The organism is Bradyrhizobium sp. SZCCHNR1017 (assembly GCF_032381375.1).
GTDB lineage: Bacteria > Pseudomonadota > Alphaproteobacteria > Rhizobiales > Xanthobacteraceae > Bradyrhizobium.
Map to the genome: position 1 here is coordinate 675959 of NZ_JAUHIR010000002.1, position 19857 is coordinate 695815.

16 protein-coding genes are annotated in these 19857 nt (G+C 67.0%); 12 read left to right on the forward strand and 4 right to left on the reverse strand.

Annotation, left to right across the window (positions count from 1 at the left end):
* Positions 1 to 81: 81 nt before the first annotated feature.
* Together QW863_RS08690 and QW863_RS08695 are read right to left on the reverse strand one after the other, a co-directional pair.
* Entirely contained in the window at positions 82 to 1893 is a 1812-nt protein-coding gene (locus QW863_RS08690) for an ABC-F family ATP-binding cassette domain-containing protein (RefSeq protein ID WP_315714430.1), read from the reverse strand.
* 4 nt (positions 1894 to 1897) lie between these two features.
* Positions 1898 to 2401, reverse strand: coding sequence for a YaiI/YqxD family protein (locus tag QW863_RS08695; protein WP_315714429.1), 504 nt, complete (start codon positions 2399 to 2401; stop codon positions 1898 to 1900).
* Positions 2402 to 2526: 125 nt separating this feature from the next.
* Here QW863_RS08695 and QW863_RS08700 point away from each other — a divergent pair, with 125 nt between their 5' ends.
* Positions 2527 to 3327 carry a hypothetical protein gene (locus QW863_RS08700; protein WP_315714428.1) on the forward strand — a complete coding sequence of 267 codons (801 nt, stop codon included), beginning with the start codon at positions 2527 to 2529 and terminating at the stop codon, positions 3325 to 3327.
* 374 nt (positions 3328 to 3701) lie between these two features.
* Here the strand turns inward: QW863_RS08700 and QW863_RS08705 are convergent, their stop codons facing one another.
* Positions 3702 to 6077 (reverse strand): xanthine dehydrogenase family protein molybdopterin-binding subunit, encoded by a 2376-nt coding sequence (locus QW863_RS08705; protein ID WP_315714427.1) that lies wholly within the window; start codon positions 6075 to 6077, stop codon positions 3702 to 3704.
* 200 nt (positions 6078 to 6277) lie between these two features.
* Between QW863_RS08705 and QW863_RS08710 the strand changes: the two genes are divergently transcribed.
* The 11 genes from QW863_RS08710 to QW863_RS08760 all read left to right on the forward strand — a co-directional run bounded on the left by QW863_RS08710 (position 6278) and on the right by QW863_RS08760 (position 18346).
* Complete coding sequence (locus tag QW863_RS08710; RefSeq protein WP_315714425.1) at positions 6278 to 7351, forward strand: Ppx/GppA phosphatase family protein; 1074 nt, start codon at positions 6278 to 6280, stop codon at positions 7349 to 7351.
* Positions 7352 to 7459: 108 nt separating this feature from the next.
* Positions 7460 to 8155: an RlmE family RNA methyltransferase gene (locus QW863_RS08715; RefSeq protein ID WP_315714424.1), complete on the forward strand. Its 696-nt coding sequence runs from the start codon at positions 7460 to 7462 to the stop codon at positions 8153 to 8155.
* Positions 8156 to 8257: 102 nt separating this feature from the next.
* A complete protein-coding gene (locus tag QW863_RS08720; protein WP_315714423.1) occupies positions 8258 to 8536 on the forward strand; it encodes a DUF3551 domain-containing protein in 279 nt (92 codons plus the stop codon).
* An 81-nt stretch (positions 8537 to 8617) separates the two neighbouring features.
* On the forward strand, positions 8618 to 8977 hold the full coding sequence (locus tag QW863_RS08725) for a hypothetical protein (protein ID WP_315714422.1): 360 nt from the start codon (positions 8618 to 8620) through the stop codon (positions 8975 to 8977).
* A gap of 165 nt (positions 8978 to 9142) precedes the next feature.
* Positions 9143 to 10111, forward strand: a complete 969-nt coding sequence (locus tag QW863_RS08730) for a Bug family tripartite tricarboxylate transporter substrate binding protein (RefSeq protein ID WP_315714421.1) — start codon at positions 9143 to 9145, stop codon at positions 10109 to 10111.
* Positions 10108 to 10602, forward strand: a complete 495-nt coding sequence (locus tag QW863_RS08735; protein ID WP_315714420.1) for a tripartite tricarboxylate transporter TctB family protein — start codon at positions 10108 to 10110, stop codon at positions 10600 to 10602. Before QW863_RS08730 ends, QW863_RS08735 begins: the two co-directional genes overlap by 4 nt.
* On the forward strand, positions 10602 to 12101 hold the full coding sequence (locus QW863_RS08740; RefSeq protein WP_315714419.1) for a tripartite tricarboxylate transporter permease: 1500 nt from the start codon (positions 10602 to 10604) through the stop codon (positions 12099 to 12101). The genes QW863_RS08735 and QW863_RS08740 overlap by 1 nt, the downstream gene beginning before the upstream one ends.
* 196 nt (positions 12102 to 12297) lie before the next feature.
* Positions 12298 to 13773, forward strand: coding sequence for an HlyD family secretion protein (locus QW863_RS08745; RefSeq protein WP_315714418.1), 1476 nt, complete (start codon positions 12298 to 12300; stop codon positions 13771 to 13773).
* Positions 13774 to 13784: 11 nt separating this feature from the next.
* Positions 13785 to 14987, forward strand: a complete 1203-nt coding sequence (locus tag QW863_RS08750) for a hypothetical protein (RefSeq protein WP_409977897.1) — start codon at positions 13785 to 13787, stop codon at positions 14985 to 14987.
* Positions 14987 to 16963: a cellulose synthase catalytic subunit gene (locus tag QW863_RS08755; RefSeq protein WP_315714416.1), complete on the forward strand. Its 1977-nt coding sequence runs from the start codon at positions 14987 to 14989 to the stop codon at positions 16961 to 16963. Before QW863_RS08750 ends, QW863_RS08755 begins: the two co-directional genes overlap by 1 nt.
* A gap of 324 nt (positions 16964 to 17287) precedes the next feature.
* Positions 17288 to 18346 (forward strand): acyltransferase, encoded by a 1059-nt coding sequence (locus QW863_RS08760; RefSeq protein ID WP_315714415.1) that lies wholly within the window; start codon positions 17288 to 17290, stop codon positions 18344 to 18346.
* On the opposite strand, the gene QW863_RS08765 is transcribed toward QW863_RS08760, so the two are convergent.
* On the reverse strand, positions 18331 to 19755 hold the full coding sequence (locus tag QW863_RS08765) for an O-antigen ligase domain-containing protein (RefSeq protein WP_315714414.1): 1425 nt from the start codon (positions 19753 to 19755) through the stop codon (positions 18331 to 18333). The two genes, QW863_RS08760 and QW863_RS08765, sit on opposite strands and share 16 nt — an antisense overlap.
* Positions 19756 to 19857: the final 102 nt, after the last annotated feature.

Consider the following 19857-nt stretch of genomic DNA (forward strand, 5'->3'; position numbering starts at 1 on the left):
AGCGACGAAGCAATCCAGAGTCCGGCTGCAGCCCCGGATTGTTTCACGTCGCTCGCAATGACGAAGTGATTTCGATGAACGTTACGCGCCCTCGATCTCCTCGCGCAGCACTTCGAGCTCGAGCCAGCGGTCCTCGGCGGCGGTGAGCTCGGCTTGCGCAGTGGCGATCGCGAGGGAGGCGGCGTCGAATTTCTTGCGGTCTTTCGCATACAGCGCGGGGTCGGCGAGCACGGCCTGCTGCTTGGCGATCTCGGCTTGCAGCTTGGCGATCGTCTTCGGCAAGGTCTCCAGCGCGTGCTTCTCGTTGAAGGAGAGCTTGCGCTTCGGCGCGCTCGCAGGCGCCGTGGCCGCGTGCTTGGTTTCCTTCTTCTCCTCAGCCGCCTTGGCATGCTGGCGCTTCAGGTCGGCGCCGCGTTGCGCCAGCATGTCGCTGTAGCCGCCGGCGTATTCCTGCCATTTGCCGTTGCCCTCGGGGACGATCACCGAGGTGACCACGCGATCGAGGAAGTCGCGGTCGTGGCTGATCAGGATCACCGTGCCCTCGTAGTCGCCGAGCATGTCCTCGAGCACATCGAGTGTCTCCAGGTCGAGATCGTTGGTCGGCTCGTCCAGCACCAGCAGGTTCGATGGCTTGGCCAGCGCGCGCGCCAGCATCAGCCGGCCGCGCTCGCCGCCGGAGAGCACTTCGAGCGGCGTGCGCATCTGCTCGCGCGAGAACAGGAAGTCCTCCATGTAGCCGACGACGTGCTTCGGCTTGCCGGCCACCATGACGTGATCGCCGCGGCCGCCGGTCAGCGCTTCGGCGAGCGTCGTCCGGGGATCGAGGCTCTCGCGGTGCTGGTCGAGCGTCGCCGTCTCCAGATTGACGCCGAGCCGGATGCTGCCGCTGTCCGGCTCGCTGCCGCCGGTGAGCAGGTTGACCAGCGTGGTCTTGCCGGCGCCGTTCGGGCCGACGATGCCGATGCGGTCGCCGCGCTGGATGCGGATGGAGAAGTTGTCGACGATCTTGCGATCACCAAAGCTCTTCGACGCGCCCTTCGCTTCGATCACCAGCTTGCCGGACTTGTCGGCCTCGGCCGCGGCGAGGTTGGCGGCGCCCGCCGTGCCGCGATAGTCGCGGCGCTGCTGGCGCAGCGCATGCAGGTTGGCGAGCCGCTTGACGTTGCGCTTGCGGCGGCCGGAGACGCCGTAACGCAGCCAGTGCTCTTCGTTGACGATCTTGCGGTCGAGCTTGTGCTGCTCGCGCTCTTCTTCCGCCAGCACCTCGTCGCGCCACGCCTCGAACGCCGCAAAGCCGCGGTCGATCTGCTTGATCTGGCCGCGGTCGAGCCAGGCGGTCGCGCGCGACAGATTGGTGAGGAAACGGCGATCGTGACTGATCAGCACCAGCGCCGAGCTTCGGCCGTCGAGCTCGTTCTCCAGCCATTCGATCGTGGTCAGGTCGAGATGGTTGGTCGGCTCGTCCAAGAGCAGGATGTCGGGGTTGGGCGCGAGCACGCGCGCCAACGCCGCGCGGCGCGCCTCGCCGCCGGAAACATGCGCCGGATCTTCCTCGCCGGTGAGGCCGAGCTGCTCGACGAGATAGCGCGCCTGATAGTGATCGTCGCCGGGACCGAGCCCGGCCTCGACATAGGACAGCGTGGTGGCATGGCCGGAGAAGTCCGGCTCCTGCGGCAGGTAGCGCACGGTGGCGCCCGGCTGCACGAAGCGCGTGCCGCTGTCGCACTCGACGAGGCCGGCGGCGATCTTGAGCAGCGTCGATTTGCCGGAGCCGTTGCGGCCGATCAGGCAGACGCGTTCGCCCGGCGAGACCGACAGCTCGACGCCCTGCAGCAGGGCGGTGCCGCCGAAGGTCAGGCGGATGTCCTTGAGTTGGATGAGAGGCGGCGCCATGGGTCTAGCCTTGCTGCTGCATCCGCGCGGCGCGCTGGCGCTGCATGCGGCGGATGGTCTGATCGAGGGTGGAGAGGAAGGTGGAGCGGTCGCGCGGCGTGAACGAGCGCGGCCCGCCGGTGACCTCGCCGGACGAGCGCAGATCGGTCATGAGGTTGCGCACGGCGAGCGTCATGCCGATCGACTCCTCGGTGAACGCCTTGCCGTTCGGCGCGATCACCGCGCTGCCGGCCTTGACGCAGCGGCTCGCCAGCGGAATGTCCGCTGTGATGACGACGTCGTCGGCGCCGGCGCGCTCTGCGATCCAGTCGTCCGCGGCATCCATGCCGCTGCCCGCCGCCACGCGCGTGATCAGGGGATCCTCGGGCACGCGGATGAAGCCGCCCGCGACCACGATCACTGGCAGGCCGTGGCGGATCGCGACGCGATAGATCTCGTCCTTCACCGGACAGGCGTCGGCGTCGACATAGATCGTGACAGGGGCGAGCTCGGCGGTTTCGGTCGTCATCTGGCGTTCTGCTGGGGGTGGCCGGTTGGTACCCCATCGCCAGCCAAATTGCGAGCCAAACGCTGGCCTTGCCAGGACCTTTCCGGCCGTTACCATCGCCCGAAAAGGGTCAAAGGGAGGCAAGGATGGCAGACGGAATCGCGACCTATGCGGTCGAGGCGTTCAACACGGCCAAGCAGTCCGAGAACAAGATGCACGATGACAGCGTGGCGCGCCGGTTCGGCTTCGCGGGCGGCCTCGTGCCCGGCGTCGAAGTGCTGGCCTATATGCTGCATCAGCCGGTTGTGCGCTGGGGCCGGGCATTCCTGGAGCGCGGGCTGATCGAGGCGCGGTTCACCAAGCCGGTCTATGACGGCGAGATCGCCGAGGTCAGGGCGGAGGAGGTCGGCGACGGGCTCAGCCTGGAGGTCGTGAGTAAAGGTGAGATCTGCGCCACCGGTTCCGCGTCGCTGCCCGCGTCAGCGCCCGACATCGCTCTGGCCGAATATCGAGAGGTTCCAGCCGCGGCGGTGCGGCCGCTCGTCAGCGCGGAGTCGTTCGCTGTCGGCAGCTGGCTCGGCACGGCGGCACGCGCGTGGCCAGGGCAGGCGGCCACCGCCTATCTCTCTGAGATTCGCGAGCGCGATCCGATCTATGCAAACGAGCGGCTTGGTCACCCGGGCATGTTGCAGAGGGTGATGAACCGGCTGCTGGTCGACAATGTCGTCCTCGGCCCCTGGATTCACGTCGGCAGCCGAATGCAATTGCTGTCGGCGATTGCAGAAGCCGACGAGATCACGGCGCGTGGCCGGGTGGTCGCGAACTACGAGAAGAAGGGCCACCGCTTCGTCGAGATCGATGCGCTGGTGGTCGCCAATGGCGACCGCCCACTTGCGCATTGCCATCACGTGGCGATCTATCAGCCGCGCGCGCAGGCGGCCGCCTAGCGGACGGACTTGGCAAGAGGCACGCGGCATCCAAAAGACAGCTGTCATGCTCCGCCTGCGCGGACGATGACGGCGAAGTTCTGGGTACGCTGCTTGCCCACACTCCCGTCATTGCGAGCGCAGCGAAGCAATCCAGAGTGTTGCCGTGGAGGCAGTCTGGATTGCTTCGCTACGCCGCTACGCTCGCAATGACGTGGAGAGGACCCGCGGCCCAATCTCGACAGTCCGTAGCCCGGATGCGCGCACGCCGGCGCCCAGCGGGTGCAGGCGGGAGCGACATCCGGGTTCACCGATACAGCCCGTGAGACCCCGCATGCGGGCTACGGGCTTTTCGTTTGGCAATGAGAGTTTTCGCCTCATCGCGAGCGAAGCGGCTACGCCGCGGTCCTCGCCTTGCCGTCCTGGATCGCGCGCCAGAGCTTTTCGGTGGTGAGCGGCATGTCGAGATGCTTCACGCCGTAGTCGGACAGTGCGTCGATCACCGCGTTGATCACGGATGCCATCGAGCCGGCGCAGCCGGCTTCGCCGCAGCCCTTGGTGCCGAGCGGGTTGGACTTCGCCGGCACCGGATGGTTGTCGACCGTCATCATCGGCACGTCGGAGGCGCGCGGCAGCGCATAGTCCATCAGAGATCCTGTGATCGGCTGGCCGCTCTCGTCGTAGCGTAGATGCTCCATCAGCGCCTGGCCGATGCCCTGGGCGACGCCACCATGGAGCTGGCCGGCGACGATCATCGGGTTGATCACCGTGCCGAAATCGTTGATCGCGGTGTAGGCGACGATCTGCGCGACGCCGGTGTCCGGTTCGATCTCGACCTCGCAGACATGACAACCATTGGGGAACGTCGATTCCGTTACTGTCGAGTTGTGGTCGACGTCGAGCGAGGCTGGCACGCCGTCGGGCATCTTGCCCTCGCGCAGGCGGCGCGCCAGCTCCATGATGTCGATGCTGCGATCGGTGCCGGCGATGGTGAACTGGCCGCCCGCGAACTCGATGTCGGCTTCCGAGGCTTCGAGCAGATGCGCGGCGGCCTGCTTGCCCTTGGCAATGACGAGCTGTGAGGACTCGACGATGGCCTGGCCGGTCGCGGTGATCGAGCGCGAGCCGCCGGTGCCGTTGCCGAACCGCACGAGATCGGAATCGCTCTGCTCCAGCCTGATCTTCTCGAACGGCACGCCGAGTTGCGCCGACAAGACCTGCGAGAACGGAGTCGCGTGGCCTTGGCCGTAGTCCAGCGTGCCGGTCGTCAGGGTCACGCCGCCATCGGCGTCGAAGGTGATCTTGCCGAGCTCGCCCGAGGGCGGCGCGGTCACTTCGAGATAAGAGCCGACCGCGATGCCGCGCAGCTTGCCGTTCTTGCGGCTCTCGCGCTTGCGCTTGGCGAAGCCGGCGTAGTCGGAGACCTGCAATGCCTTCTCGAACACCGCGGCGAAGTCGCCGGAGTCGTAGGTGACGCCCGACGCCGCCGGAAACGGCATCTGGCTCGGCTTGATGAAGTTGCGCTTGCGGATGGTGAGACGGTCGATGCCCATCTCGCGCGCGGCGGTGTCGATCAAGCGCTCCATGAAGTAGTTGGCCTCGGGACGGCCGGCGCCGCGATAGGCACCCATCAGGGTGACGTTGGTCAGCACGGTCTTGATATCGACGCCGAGCAGCGGCGTCTTGTAGACGCTGGCGAGGTTCTTGCCGGTGTTGAGCGACAGCGGCAGCGGCGCGACGCCCATGATGTAGGCGCCGAGATTGCCGTAGCCGGACAGTCTCACAGCGAGGAACCGGCCGTCGGCGTCGAGCGCCAGCTCGCCATGGATGATCTGATCGCGGCCCTGGCTGTCGGACAGGAAGGCGGTGGTGCGCTCGTCGCGCCATTTCACGGGGCGGCCCAGCTCTTTGGCGGCGTGCAGGATGCAGACATATTCGGGATAGGAGACGTTCTTCATCCCGAAGGAGCCACCGACATTGGTGGTGAGGATGCGGACCTTGTCCGGCGCGACGTTCAGAATCTTCGCCAGCGTCGCCTTGTTGCCGGACACGCCCTGGGTCGGCACCTGCAAGGTGAAGCGCTCGGTCTTGCCGTCGAACGCCGCGAGCGCGACGCGCGGCTCCATCGACACCACGGCGACGCGGGTGTTGACGATGTCGAGCTTGGTGACGTGCGCGGCCTTGGCGAAGGCCTCTTCGATCTTGGCCGTGTCGCCGTAATGATAATCGAGCGCGACGTTGTTGGGGATATGGTCATAGAGCTGCGGCGCGCCGGGCTTGGCGGCTTCCTCGGCATTGGTGACCGCGGGCAGGGGCTCGATATCGAGCTCGACCGCCTCGGCCGCGTCGCGGGCCTGGGCCGCGGTCTCCGCGACTACGAACGCAACGGGGTCGCCGACGAAGCGGACCTTGTCGGTGGCGAGCGCCGGCCGGTTGGTCTGCAGCAGCGGCGAGCCGTCCCGGCCCTTCAGCGGCAGGCCGCAGGTGAACGGACCATAATTGGCTCCGGCGAGGTCGGCGCCGGTCCACACCCCGAGCACGCCGGGCATCGCCTTTGCGGCCGCGGTATCAATTCCCTTGATGATGCCGTGGGCGTGGCTGGAGCGCACGATCCAGGCATGGGCCTGGCCGGGCAGGTTGAAATCGTCGGTATATTTGCCGTGACCGCGCACCAGCGTGTCGTCCTCCTTGCGCCGGACCGGCTGCCCGACGCCGAATTTCTGCAGCGCGATCGCGTTTTCGAGGGAGGCCGGGGAGGTGTGATCTTGCATGGATGAGGACCCAAGGGGCTGAATTGGTCGCAAATGCGGGCTGTTCCCAGATAGTGCAGCGCCCGCGGCCGGACAACGGTTGATTAGGAATGGTGCATCACGCCTGATGGAGGGGCTGTTGCGCCGGCGCTATCCACTGATAATGTCTCACGAAAGAGAACTTCCATCTGGGCCGGTTCGGCCAGCGGAAAGACATTTGAATGATCAATGACACGCGGCTGCGGGAGAGTCCCGCGCCGCGCGGGAACTTGGAGCCCGGCTTGCGTCCGGGTCTGGACGTCGCGACGCCTTCCTGCGCCAGCAATGGCAGCAGCGTCTACGCGGCCCTGGACCTCGGAACCAACAATTGCCGGCTCCTGATCGCCTGTCCTTCGGGCGACAGTTTCCGCGTGGTCGACTCCTTCTCGCGCATTGTCCGGCTGGGCGAGGGCATCTCGACCACCGGCTGCATCAGCGACGCGGCGATGGATCGGGCCATCGCGGCGCTCAGCATCTGCCGGGACAAGATCCAGTCGAAGAAGGCCAGGCGCCTGCGGCTGATCGCGACCGAGGCCTGCCGCGCTGCGGCCAATGCCGAGGGGTTCCGCAGCCGGGTTGCGGCGGAGACCGGCATCGAGCTCGAGGTGATCGACCGCGAGACCGAGGCGGCGTTGGCCGTCAAGGGCTGCGCGCCGCTGCTCGATCCCGGCGGGCGAGGGGCGATCCTGTTCGACATCGGCGGCGGCTCCAGCGAGTTGGTCCGGATCGAGCGCGATGCGGGCGACCGCAACGCCGAGCCGCGGATCAAGGCATGGATGTCGATCCCGCTCGGGGTCGTGACGCTGGCCGAACGGTTCGGCGGCCGTGACGTGACGCCGGAGATCTATGCCGCCATGGTCGAGGCCGTGGCCGAGCATGTTGGCCCGTTCGCGGCCGAGAACGGCGGCGATCTCGCCGGCATGCATCTGCTTGGAACCTCCGGCACCGTGACGACGCTGGCGGGCATCCATCTCAACCTCGCGCGCTACGATCGGCGCCGGGTCGATGGCATCTGGATCAACGACGCCGACATCACGACGACGATCGGCAGGCTGCTGGCGATGAGCTACCAGGAGCGCGCCGAGAACAATTGCATCAGCATCGACCGCGCCGATCTCGTTCTGGCGGGCTGCGCCATTCTCGACGCCATCCGCCGGTCCTTTCCGCTGCCGCGCCTGCGCGTCGCCGATCGCGGCCTGCGCGAGGGCATGCTGGTCGAGATGATGCGCGAAGACGGCGCGCTGCGCACGGCGTAGCGACTTCACCCTCCCCTGGAGGGGGAGGGTGACCTTTGTAGTTCCGCCAGACCTCGAGCGTGGACGGATTTTCGCCTCCCGCGTCTGGTCACGACGACCGAGAAACACATGGCAAAAGACACCACCGGCCGCATGCATGTGCAGGTCAAGACCGGAGGCAAGCGCAAGCTGTCCTCGAAACTCTGGCTGGAGCGCCAGCTCAACGATCCCTATGTCGCGCAAGCCAAGCGCGACGGCTATCGCTCGCGCGCGGCCTACAAGCTGCTCGAGATCGACGACAAGCATCATCTGCTCAAGCCCGGCATGACGGTGCTCGATCTCGGCGCCGCGCCCGGCGGCTGGAGCCAGATCGCGGCGCGCCGGGTCGGGGCCGAAGCCGGGAAGGGCAGGGTGATCGCGATCGATCTGCTGGAGATGGGCGAGATCCCCGGCGTCACCTTCACCCAGCTCGACTTTCATGCCCAGGATGCGCCCGAAAAGCTCCGCGCGATGCTCGGCGGGCGTGCCGACGTGGTGATGTCGGACATGGCGGCCAACACCACCGGCCACCGCAAGACCGACCAGTTGCGCATCGTCGGTCTCGTCGAACTTGCCGCGCATTTCGCCAGCGAGGTGCTCAAGCCGGGCGGCAGTTTTCTCGCCAAGACGTTCCAGAGCGGCGCCGATGCCGACTTGATGGCGCAGCTCAAGCGCGATTACGCCAGCGTCCGCCACGTCAAGCCGGCGGCGAGCCGGCAGGATTCGTCGGAGCGCTACGTGCTGGCGATGGGGTTCCGCGGCGGAGAGCAGGCCGACCTGTTGTAATGGCGTCATTGCGGCCTTGACGCCCTGGCGATACAGAGCAGGGGCAATCACCGTCTCGGGAATCGGCCTGGGCCGGCGAGACGTCGATTCCGGAGGTCCTGCATGCGTGTCCTCAACTGGAGCGCCCTCGCGCTGGGTTTGGCGGTCGGGTCCGTCCTATCGGGCTCTGCTCACGCCCAAGCCTACGATCCGCGCTATCCCGTGTGCATGAAGGTCTATGAAGGCGGCCGGTTTGGCGGTGGCGAGTGGATCGACTGCAGCTATACGTCGCTGCCGCAATGTCGCGCGACGGCGTCGGGCCGTGCGGCGATGTGCGACCTCAATCCCTTCTACGCCCCGCCGTCGCCTCCGCCGCGCCGCGCGCATCGGCGGCATCGCTGAAACATTTCATGACGGAACGGCCGTTGCCGTGCCGCAATCGAACTGAAGATTCGAGACCCTCGTATCCATCGGGCTGCCGTGATGCCGCATCGTTTCATCGTCGCGATCGTGATGCTTCTGCTGCTGGTGCCCGCGATCGCGTCCGCGGCGCCGTCGCACAAGCGCAAGGCGCACCGTTGGCAGGGCTATGGCTTCCTGCCCGGCTACAAGCAGCCGCCCAACAACAGCCTGCCGCTCTATGCCGACAAGGAGGCCATGCGCAACGGGCCGCGCGGCAGCCGCCGCCATTGGTATATCGACGGTACGCCGAAATACATGCTCTACAACGGCGAGTGGCATTATTTCGGCCAGCCCGGCTTCTATCGCGGCCATTACAATGGCGGCAGCTTCGGCCCGTGCTGGACGCGGACGCCGGTGGGGATGGTCTGGACTTGCGGTTAGGCCGCTCCTCCCACAACCGTCTCGTTCTCCCAAGGCTGCTGCTGCAACGCGGGCGACGGCGCGAGCAATCCCGTCTGGACAGCGGCCGCATTTCCCGCTGAAATGCCGTTCCTCAGAGGCAAAAGAAACGCGAGCCGTTCGTTCGGCCGACCGTGGAGGACCGCTTTGAATTCGTTCTGTACGCGCCTGTTCGGCGCGGTCGTCGCTTTGACTGTGCTTGCCGGTACTCCAGCCTTCGCCCAGCAACTCGAGTTGAAGGTCATGGCGCCGGCCGCGCCCGGCGGCGGCTGGGACCAGACCGCGCGGGCAATGCAGCAGGCCTTCGTGGCGTCGGGTGTGGCACGCAGCGTCCAGGTGACCAACGTCGCCGGCGCCGGCGGCACCGTCGGCATCGCGCAGTTCGTCACCGGCGCCAAGGGCGACGGCAACCAGCTGATGGTCAACGGCTTCGTGATGGTCGGCGCGCTCGCCATGAACAAGTCGCCGGTGACGCTGGAGCAGGTGACGCCGATCGCGCGGCTGACCGAGGAGATCCAGGTCATCGTCGTGCCGGCCGCATCGCCGATCAAGACCGCGCAGGATCTCGCCGCGGCGCTGAAGGCCGACATCGCCAAGGTCACCTTCGCCGGCGGCTCGGCCGGCGGTGTCGATCACGTCATGGCCGCGCTGTTCGCCGGCGCCGTCGGGGCCGACGCCAAGAAGGTCAACTACATCCCGTTCTCAGGCGGCGGCGAGTCGCTGGCGGCGATTCTCGGCGGCAAGGTCACCGCCGGCATTTCCGGCCTGTCCGAGTATGACGGGCAGATCAAGAGCGGCAAGCTGCGCGCGATCGGCATATCCTCGGAGAAGCGCATTCCCGGCGTCGACATCCCGACCTTCAAGGAGCAGGGCATCGATCTCGTGCTCGCCAACTGGCGCTCGGTCGTCGCTGCGCCCGGCATTACGCCGGAGCAGAAAAAGACGCTCAGCGAGGCCGTCGAGAAGATGGTGAAGTCGGATTCCTGGAAGGAGATCCTGAAACAGAAGGGCTGGGATGACGCCTATCTTCCGGGTGACGCCTTCGCCGAGTTCCTGAAGAAGGAGAACGTCCGCGTTACCGACGTGCTGAAGTCGGTCGGCCTCGTCAAGTCATGACGACGGAGCGCGCCGGCACCGAGACACCCGCCTCGGGAGGCGTCGACAAGGCCGGCATCGTCATTGCGGCGCTCCTGGCGGCCGTCGCGCTCGTGCTGGTCTACGACGCCAATCAGATCCCGGCGACCACGATGTACGGCATGGGCCCGCAGGTCATGCCGGTCGTGATCGCGATCGGGCTCGGCATTCTTGCACTGGCCAATCTGATCGATGCCGTCAGAGGCAACCTGCCGCCGCGCGAGAGCTCCGATCCGGTCGCGGTGCTGCTCATTCTTGTCGGACTTGCGCTGCTGATCGCCATCATCGGCTTCGGCGGCGGCTTCATCCTGGCGACGACGGCGCTGTTCGTGACGACGTCGGCGGCGTTCGGCCGGCGCGCCTTCGTCACCGATTTCGTCATCGGCGCGGTGCTGACGACCACGATCTATCTCGCCTTCGACCGCCTCCTGACCTTGAGCCTTCCCGCCGGTCCGCTCGAAAGACTGCTCTGATGGACACCTTTGCCGCGCTCGCGCATGGGATGGCGATCGCCGTCCAGCCCATGAACCTGCTCTATGCGCTGGTCGGCGTGTTCCTCGGCACCGCCGTCGGGGTGCTGCCGGGCATCGGGCCGGCGCTCACGGTCGCCCTGCTGCTGCCGGTCACCTACAAGCTCGATCCCGGCGGTTCGCTGATCATGTTCGCTGGCATCTATTATGGCGGCATGTATGGCGGATCGACCACCGCGATCCTGATCAACACGCCTGGCGAGAGCGCCTCGATGGCGACCGCGCTCGAGGGCAACAAGATGGCCAAGGCCGGCCGCGGCGGCCCGGCGCTGGCGACCGCGGCGATCGGCTCCTTCGTCGCAGGCACCATCGCCACCATCGGTCTCGCCTTCCTGTCGCCTTACCTCGTCGACATCGCTGTGCGCTTCGGGCCGGAGGACTACTTCGCGCTGATGTGCGTCGCCTTCGTCACGGTGTCCGCGACCTTCGGCGATTCACCGATCCGCGGCCTCACCAGCCTGTTCATTGGTCTCACGCTCGGCCTCATCGGCATCGACAAGCTCACCGGGCAGGCGCGGCTCGCCTTCGGCGTGCCCGAGCTGCTCGATGGCGTCGAGGTGACGACCTTGGCGGTCGGCCTGTTCGCGGTCGGCGAGGCGCTCTACGTCGCCTCGCGCCGGCATCATACCGAGGAGAAGATCGAGGCCATCAAGGGCTCGCTGTGGATGACGCGCGAGGACTGGAAGCGGTCGTGGAAGCCGTGGCTGCGCGGCACCATGTTCGGCTTTCCAATCGGCGCGCTGCCGGCGGGCGGGGCGGAGATCCCGACGTTCCTGTCCTATTCTGCCGAGCGGCGCCTGACCAAATATCCCGACCAATTCGGCAAAGGCGCGATCGAAGGCGTCGCCGGCCCTGAGGCCGCCAACAACGCTTCTGCCGCGGGCACCTTGGTGCCGCTGCTGACCCTCGGCCTGCCGACGTCGGCGACCGCCGCGATGATGCTCGCCGGCTTCCAGCAGTATGGTCTCAACCCGGGCCCGCTGTTGTTCGCCGAGCGGCCCGACCTGGTCTGGGGCCTGATCGCGAGCCTGTTCATCGCCAACACGATGCTGCTCGTCCTCAACCTGCCGCTGGTCGGCCTGTGGGTGAAGCTGCTCGCGATCCCGACACCATGGCTCTACGCTGGCATCCTCGTGTTCGCGACCATGGGCACGATCGCGGCAAAACCGTCGGTCGTGGAACTGTCGATGCTGGCCGGCTTCGGCGTGCTCGGCTTCCTGATGCGCCGGTTCGATTTCCCGATTGCGCCCGTCGTGGTCGGGCTCATCCTCGGGCCGATCGCCGAGAGCCAGTTGCGGCGGGCGCTCGCGATCAGCCTTGGGGACCCCATGACCCTGCTGCAGTCGCCGATCTCTGCAACGCTTCTGGTCGTCGCGCTGATTGCTCTGATCGCGCCGTTCATCTTGAAGGGACTCGGACGCTTCAAGGCGAATGAGGATTGAGCGCGGCCGCAAGCGGAAACCGCGCCATCGCACTGCAACATAACGTGACCGGAGGTGAGCGCGGAGATCGGGCGCAGCTTGAAACGATGTGCCCGCGATCTGGTTTGGGTTGAGCCATCGAGACCGGAGCCTGGAACTCCGGATCAGCCGAGGAAGCGTCTTTCGGGGCGTGTCACCCCAAACCGAAAGAGACCTGATGACCGATCGCTTCGATGACGGTTTCAAGCCAGCCCCCGCGCAACGTCCCGCCGCTCCGAAGACCGCAACCCAGCCACAGCGCCATCCCGTGATCCTCAGGGTGTCGGCGCTCGGCGTGGCCGGCATCCTCTCGGCGCTGATGCTGACCGCGGTGGTGCCGCCGATCGTGGCCGACCAGTCCGATCGCGCCGTGGTCGATGCGCCGGTGATGCTGCTGACGTCCCCGATCGCGGGCCAGGTCGATTCGCTCACGGCCAAGCCGGGTGGCGAGGTTCGGTCCGGCGACCGCCTCGCAGAGATCACCAATCCGCGGCTGGACCGCGCCACGCTCATCTCGCTGGAAGAAAAGGCGGGCGACGCGCGTCAGAAGCTCGACGCCACGCGCGCCAAGCATCAGTCCGACGTCGCTTATGTCAGCTCGCTCGATCGGGAGATCGCGAGCCAAGCCGGTCAGTTGAAGGCGCAGTTGCAGTCCCAGATCGAGGAGCTGCGTGCCCGCGTCGCGCAGTCGAACGCGCAGAGCAGCGAGAAGAAGGCCGTCGTCGACCGCCAGAACCGCATGGTCGCGCGCGATGCCGCCAGCGTCGAGATGCTGAAGCCGACCGAGCAGCAATATGCGGCGGCGCTGCACGACACCGATGCGCAGACTGCCAAGCTGAACCAGAAGCTGACACAGCTGAAGGCGCTCGACGCCGGCGTCTATGTCGGCGAGGATCTGGTCGCGCTGAACATGCTCAGTCAGAAGCGCCGTGACATCGATCTCGATGCAAGGCGGATGGAGATCGAGGAGAAACAGCAGGCGGCCGTGCTCGACGATCTCGAGGGCCTGATCAAGTCGGAGCGCGCGCGGCTGGCGCGGCTCGCTGCCGCGGACGTGCTCTCGCCCGGTCCCGGCAAGGTGCTGGCGGTGGGCGCCGACACCGGACGCCACGTCAGCGCCGGCGATACGATCGCCTCGGTGGTCGATTGCGACAAGCGTTTTGTGGTCGCGATCTTCTCCTATCGCCAGGGCGAAGCGATGAAGCCGGGCACCAAGGTGCGCATCGATGGCGGCGGCTTCCATAGCGGCATCGTCAGCGCCGTGCTGCCGAAGACCAGCGACAAGGTCGACGAGCGCTTTGCCGTGCCATTTCCGCAGACCGAGCGGCGGGAGCTCTATGTCATGATCACACCTGATGCTGCCGACGAAAAACCGGCGGCGCAGCCGACCTCCGCGGCGACACCGGCCTGCACGGTGGGGCAGTGGGTCACCGTGACGCGCGACAATGGCATCGTGCCGTCGATGTCGGTGACGTGGCGCCGGCTCGGCCACCTCGTTGCGTCGCTGACCGACCTGGACCCGTCTGAGCCGGACGAAGCGACGCGCCGTGCCGGTGTCACCAAGCTCGACTCCGCCTTGCGGTCGCACCCGGCGCAGCAGCCGGTATTGGACGAGCAGTGGCTTCCGACGGCGCGCGCGGTCTCGGCACAATGAGGCTTCTCTCCATGATGATGGCGGTGATCGCTCTGCTCGGCGGCGCATCGCCGATGCGGGCCGAGACTCCGCTCTGTGCGGGACTGGTGCAGGCCGTCGAGCCTGGCCTCGCCGGCCGTGACGCGGCGTTCATTCGCAGCTACGAGCCGGGTGCCGACGAGGAGGGGCTGCCGCTCGGCCTTTCGACGACGGCGTTCACCTATGACAACGCTCTGGCAGCGATCGCGCTGGTCGCATGCGGTCGCACCGACGAGGGCCGCGTGATCGGCAACGCGCTGGTGCATGCCGCCGCTCATGATCGCACCTTCGGCGATGGGCGCCTTCGCAATGCCTATCGCGCCGGTCCTGTCGGCCCCGGGGCGGCGCTGCTGCCTGGCTGGTGGGACGACCAGAAGAAGATCTGGGGCGAGGATGCCGCGCAGGACGGCACCGCGACCGGCAACGTCGCCTGGGCAGCGCTGGCGCTGCTGACGCTGCATCAGGCGACCGGCGAGGAGGGCTACTTGTCCAGCGCGCGGCGCCTGATGGACTGGATCATTGCCAGCGCAACGAACGGAGCGGACGGCTTCAGCGGCGGTTATCACGGTTACGATCCGCAGCAGGTGCGCCTCAGCTGGATGTCGACCGAGCATAATGCCGATGTCTACGCCGTGGCCTCCTGGCTCCATCGTATCACATTGGAGCCGCGCTATCAGGATGCCGCGCAGACGGCGCGCCGCCTGCTCGATCGCACGTTCCGCGGCGATCGCTTCCTGCTCGGCACCAAGCCCGACGGCCGCCTCGCCGACGACAATCTGCTCGCGCTCGACGTGCAGCTCTGGCCGTGGATGGCGGTGACGGATGCGCCCGACTGGCGCAGCGCGCTGCGCTTTGCCGAAACTCATCTTGCCGTCGACGGAGGCTTCGATTTCAACAGCGATCGCGACGGCGTCTGGGTCGAGGGCACCGCGCAGGCGGCGCTGGCCTATCGCATGGTCGGAGATGCCGCTGCCAGCGAGGAGCTGCTTGCAGGGTTGCGTGCCGACCGCACGGCAACGGGACTGCTGAACGCGACGCGCAACGCGCGCCTCACCACGGGTCTGTCGATCGACCCGACGGGCGCGACCACCATCCAGGACTTCTTCTACTACAAGCGCCCGCATCTCGGTGCTACCGCCTGGGCCGTGCTCGCCGAGACCGGCTGGAATCCTTTCACCGGCGCAAGGGTCCCCTGATGTTTCCGCTCCCCAGCAATGACGCCTCGGTGTTGACCACCGATCTCGGAGTCCTGCTCGGGCTCCTCGTGATGGCGCGTCTGCTCGATCCGACGCGCCGGCGCGACCGCCTGCTGTTCGGCGCTACCGCAGCGTCGTTCCTCCTGATCTACACGCTGTGGCGCTGGCACGACACGCTGCCGGTGTTCGACCTGACCCTGCAGGCGCTGTGGCCGCGGCTGTTCATCACGCTCGAGATCGTGGCGATCTCCTACACGCTGATGTCGATTCTGATCTTGACCCGCAGCGTCGACCGCTCGGGACAGGCCGACGCCGCGCAAGCTGCGCTGGCGGCACGGGGCGAGCAGCCGGACGTGGACGTGTTCATCTGCACCTATGACGAGCCCATGGAGATAGTCGAGCGCTCGATCCTCGCGGCTCTCGCGCTCGACTATCCCAACAAGACCGTCTGGGTGCTCGACGACACCAGGCGCGATCGGCTCCGCGCCTTCTGCGACGAGGTCGGCGCGCGCCATCTGACGCGGCCCGACAACAAGGGCGCCAAGGCCGGCAATCTCAACAACGCGCTTGCGGCTACGGCGCAGCTATCGAACGCGCCGGTGATCCTGGTGCTCGATGCCGACTTCGCCCCGCGCCGCGACTTCCTCCAGCGGACGGTCGGCCTGCTGCTGTCCGAGCCCGATATCGCCGTCGTGCAGACGCCGCAATTCTACTACAACCCCGATCCGATCCAGCACAATCTGCTGGCGTCAAGCCACTGGGTCGACGACCAGCGCTTCTTCTTCGACGTGTTCCAGCCGGCGAAGGACGCCTGGGGCTGCGCGTTCTGTGTCGGCACCTCCTTCGTCGTCCGCCGCGAGCGGCTCATGGAGATCGGCGGCTTCCCGCACGCGGCGATCTCCGAGGATCTCAACCTCACCTACACGCTGCTCAAGCGCGGCCATCGCACGGTCTGGCTGAACGAACCGCTCAGCTTCGGCCTCTCGGCGGAAGGCGTGCCCGAATACATCACCCAGCGCGCCCGCTGGTGCCTCGGCACGATTCAGGTCGCGCTCTTGCGCGACGGCCCGCTGCGCAGCCGCGGCTACAGCTTCACCCAGCGCTGGCACTTCCTGCATGGCGTGCTCAACTGGGCCTGCAAGCCGTTCATGGTGCTGCTTCTGATCGCGCCGCCGATCTACTGGTTCGCCGGGCTGCCGGCGTTCGAGGCCGACTATCTGTCGTTCCTGCGCTACGGCGTGCCGGCGCTGCTCGGGACGATCATCTACATGGGCTGGATCTCGCGTTCCAAGACCCTGCCGCTGTTCATGGAAGCGACCCATGCAGTGACCTGCTTTGCCGTCACGGCCACCTTGTTCAGCGCGCTGGTCCGGCCGTTCGGCCGCCCATTCAAGGTGACCGACAAGGGCGGCGACCGCTCCAAGCCGCGCGTCCACGGCAAGCTCGCCGCGATCTTTGGCGGGATCGCCGCGAGCTCGGCGGCGGCCATCGTCTGGGCGTTCGTGTCGCCGAATGCAGCCAGCGAGATCTCGTCGATCGACTACTTCAATCTGTTATGGGCCGGCATCGCGATGCTCATCGCCTTCATCGCGTTTCTCGTCTGCTTCGAGCTGCCGCGCGGCGAGGACCTGTTTCCGAGCGACGAGGCGGGCTGGCTGGCGCAGAGCGGCGAGGTCGTGCCGTGCAAGATCGAGGCGCTGTCGCTGTCGTCGGCCCGCGTGGCCGGTCCACCGCATCATCGCATGACCCGGTCGGGCACCCGATTGCCGCTGCATCTCGACGGCCTCGGATGGCTCGAGGCGTCGGTCGAGGCCGTCTCCAGGACGACCACGCATCTGCGCCTGCAGCCCGACGAAGCGCAACGGCGGCAATTGGTGGTCCGCCTGTTCAGCTCATCCCGCGGCGTCATCACCGATCGCGCCCGCCTGCGCGGTGCGCTGGCAGGGCTGGCGCGACGCGGTTTCGTCGGGCGGTGAGTTGCCGATCGTGCTGTCGGGTAGGCAGAGAGGCCGCCGCAGGCGGCAGCGGGCCCCCCGTCGAACCGCGCACTTGGACGCGAGACGGTGGCACGGCGTTACCTCGAGCTCGCCTCGGAGAAGCATCACGGCAGCGCCATTGCCTCCAGCTCGTGCCATCCGGCAGAGGCTTATCGGTTGGTTAAGACTAACGCGAGAATACCTCCGATGTCCTGGCAGGCGCCGACGGCGCTGCAAAGCCGGCTGCGATATGACTTGGGGCGCTGACTTTGCAGCATCGCGGACCGGACGCGGGCTGCGCGACAGAGGCAGGACAAGTCGGGCATGGATGCTGGAACGCAGAGGGCAACGGCTGACACCGCGCGCACGGCGTGGATCGATTTCGCGCGCGGCCTCGGCGTCATCCTGGTGGTGTACGGTCATGTGCTTGGCGGTCTGGTGCGCCCCGGCATCTTCCCGGATGGAGCCGTCGCGCGCTGGATGGACTACACGCTCTATACGTTCCACATGCCGCTGTTCTTCTTCCTGGCCGGCTTGAACGTGCAGCACAGCTTGCGGCGCGGCGCGCGTCCCTTCCTCACCTCCAAGCTCTGGACCATCGCTTACCCCTACGTGCTGTGGTCGCTGATCCAGGGCGGGATCACGATGCTGCTGGCGCGGGATGCCAACATCCCGATACATCCCGGCGATCTCACCGCGATCTGGTATCGTCCAATCGCGCAATTCTGGTTCCTCTACGCGCTGATGATCTGCCACGTGATCGCGGTGCTGGTCCCGTCGCGGACGGTTTTGACCACGCTCGCGCTGGCCGGGCTCGGCGTGTTCCTCGCGTTGCCGATCCGGCCGGACCTCGCGCTCACGCTGCATCATCTGCCGTTCTATGTCGCGGGCGTCTACGGTGTCAGCGTCGTGGCGGAATGGCGGCCGTCCGGCTGGTCCGCGTTGGCCGTGATCGGGATCGCGTTTGCGGCCGCAGTGGCGCTGGGCGGCCAGCTGTCCGGCATGGACGCCAACGGACTCGCCTCCCTGCCGGCCTGTGTGCTCGGGATCGCCGGCACGGTCGGGCTCTGCAAGCTGCTCGCGCCAACGAGCCATCGCTGGCTTGCGGCCGCAGGCGTCGCGTCGATGACGATCTATGTGCTGCACATCCTTGCCGGCTCGGGCATGCGGATCATCATGCTGAAGCTGCACATCCCGCCATCGCCATGGGTCTATCTGCTGGCCGGAACGGCGGCCGGCGTGGTGCTTCCTCTGATCGCGCATGCCATCCTGCGGCGGCTCAATCTGCTGGCCGTCTTCGGGCTCGCACCGCCGGCCTCCCGCAAGCTCCAGACTGCGGCGATCACGCCGCGCGCTGCAACGTCCGATCAGGCGCCGGCCTGATGCTGCCGAGCGGCGACGGTGCGCCGTGCTCCGTCGGCCATCTGGTCGAGCGGACAGGCCATCGCGACGAGCATCCAGAACAGCGCCGAGACCTCGCCGGAGGAGATGCTGGTCAGCGGCAGCTGAATCAAGAGCGCACTGATGGCGAGCGCCCCGAGCACGGCGCCCTCGCGCGTCGGTATCCGCCACGCGGCGCCGGTGGCGGCGAGCCCAACCCAGACATAGGCCGCGAGGCAGATCAGTCCGACCGGAATGCCCATCGTCACCCAGCTTGCGATGATCTGCCCGTCGATCGGCATCGCGCCGGCGACGCCGACGTCGGTGATGGTGAAGCCCGATCCCAGGACCATGCTGTTCGGCGCATTCCACAGCGTGACGAACTCATCCAGCCGCTCGCTGCCGCTGCTGTCCTGCGACACGCTGCCGAGCGATTCCAGACGGGAGGTGATGACCTCCGCGAACGGCGTGAACATGACGGTGACGATCACCGCGCCGACCAATCCGACCGTGATCGATACGGCCCGACGCCGCGTCGCGGGGAACAACATGCAGAACAGCACGCCCACCGCAAGCGTGATCCAGCTGGTGCGGTAGAGCGACAGCAACAGGCCGAGCGCCGCGGGCGCCATCGCCGCCATTGCCAGCCATCCCGGGCGCAGGAAGCCCACCAGCAGCAGGCCGGTGGCCGTGAAGGTCGCGTAGCTGGCCGGGCCGTTCATCGTGCTGAACACGCGCACCATGTAGGGCAGCGGATAGCCGGCCGAGGTGATGCTGGCATTCACCATCCAGAACCGATCCCAGCCTTGCGGATCGACATATTGCCAGATGCCGTAAAGGCCTGTGACCGGCAGCACCAGCAGGAATACGCGCGTGATTGCATCGAGCAGGGCGCCGTCGGATCGCGCCCGCTGCTGCAGGGCGATCGCATAGAGTACGGGCGCGGCCCATTTCATTCCGCCGTTGGCGGCGTTGAACCAGTCGTTCTGGAAGATCGACAGCGCGCCGCCATAGACGATGCAGGCGAGGATGATGAAGGGCGCCACGAGCCAGGGATTGCCCGGCCTGTCCTTGTCCGCGGGCGAAAGCACCAGACTCGGAACTGGCGCGATGATGAACAGCAGCGGGCCGCTCAGCATGACGCCGGACGAATCGAATCCTGCGGAGATGTCGACCAGGCGGCGCACGAAAGGAGCAAAGGCGAACATCAGGATCGCCGACTGCACGTGGGCCGCGGGGCTGCGACGCCACGCGAACCAGCCGGCCACCGCGCAGCCGAGGATGAAGGCTGGTCTGACGATGCCGCCGAGTGCCGGGACGGCAAGCGCCGTCGCTGCCAGGAGAAGCGCGGACGGCCAACAGTTCATCGCCATCGCCGCGAGCGGCTGCGGATCGATTCGGCTCTCTTTCATGAAGTCGGACTATAATGGAAATCCGGTCTCCTCAGGCATGTTCGAGGCTGGGAGCCAGATGCCCGGCGCCTGAGGCGGCCGTCAACCGGGACGACGAAAGAA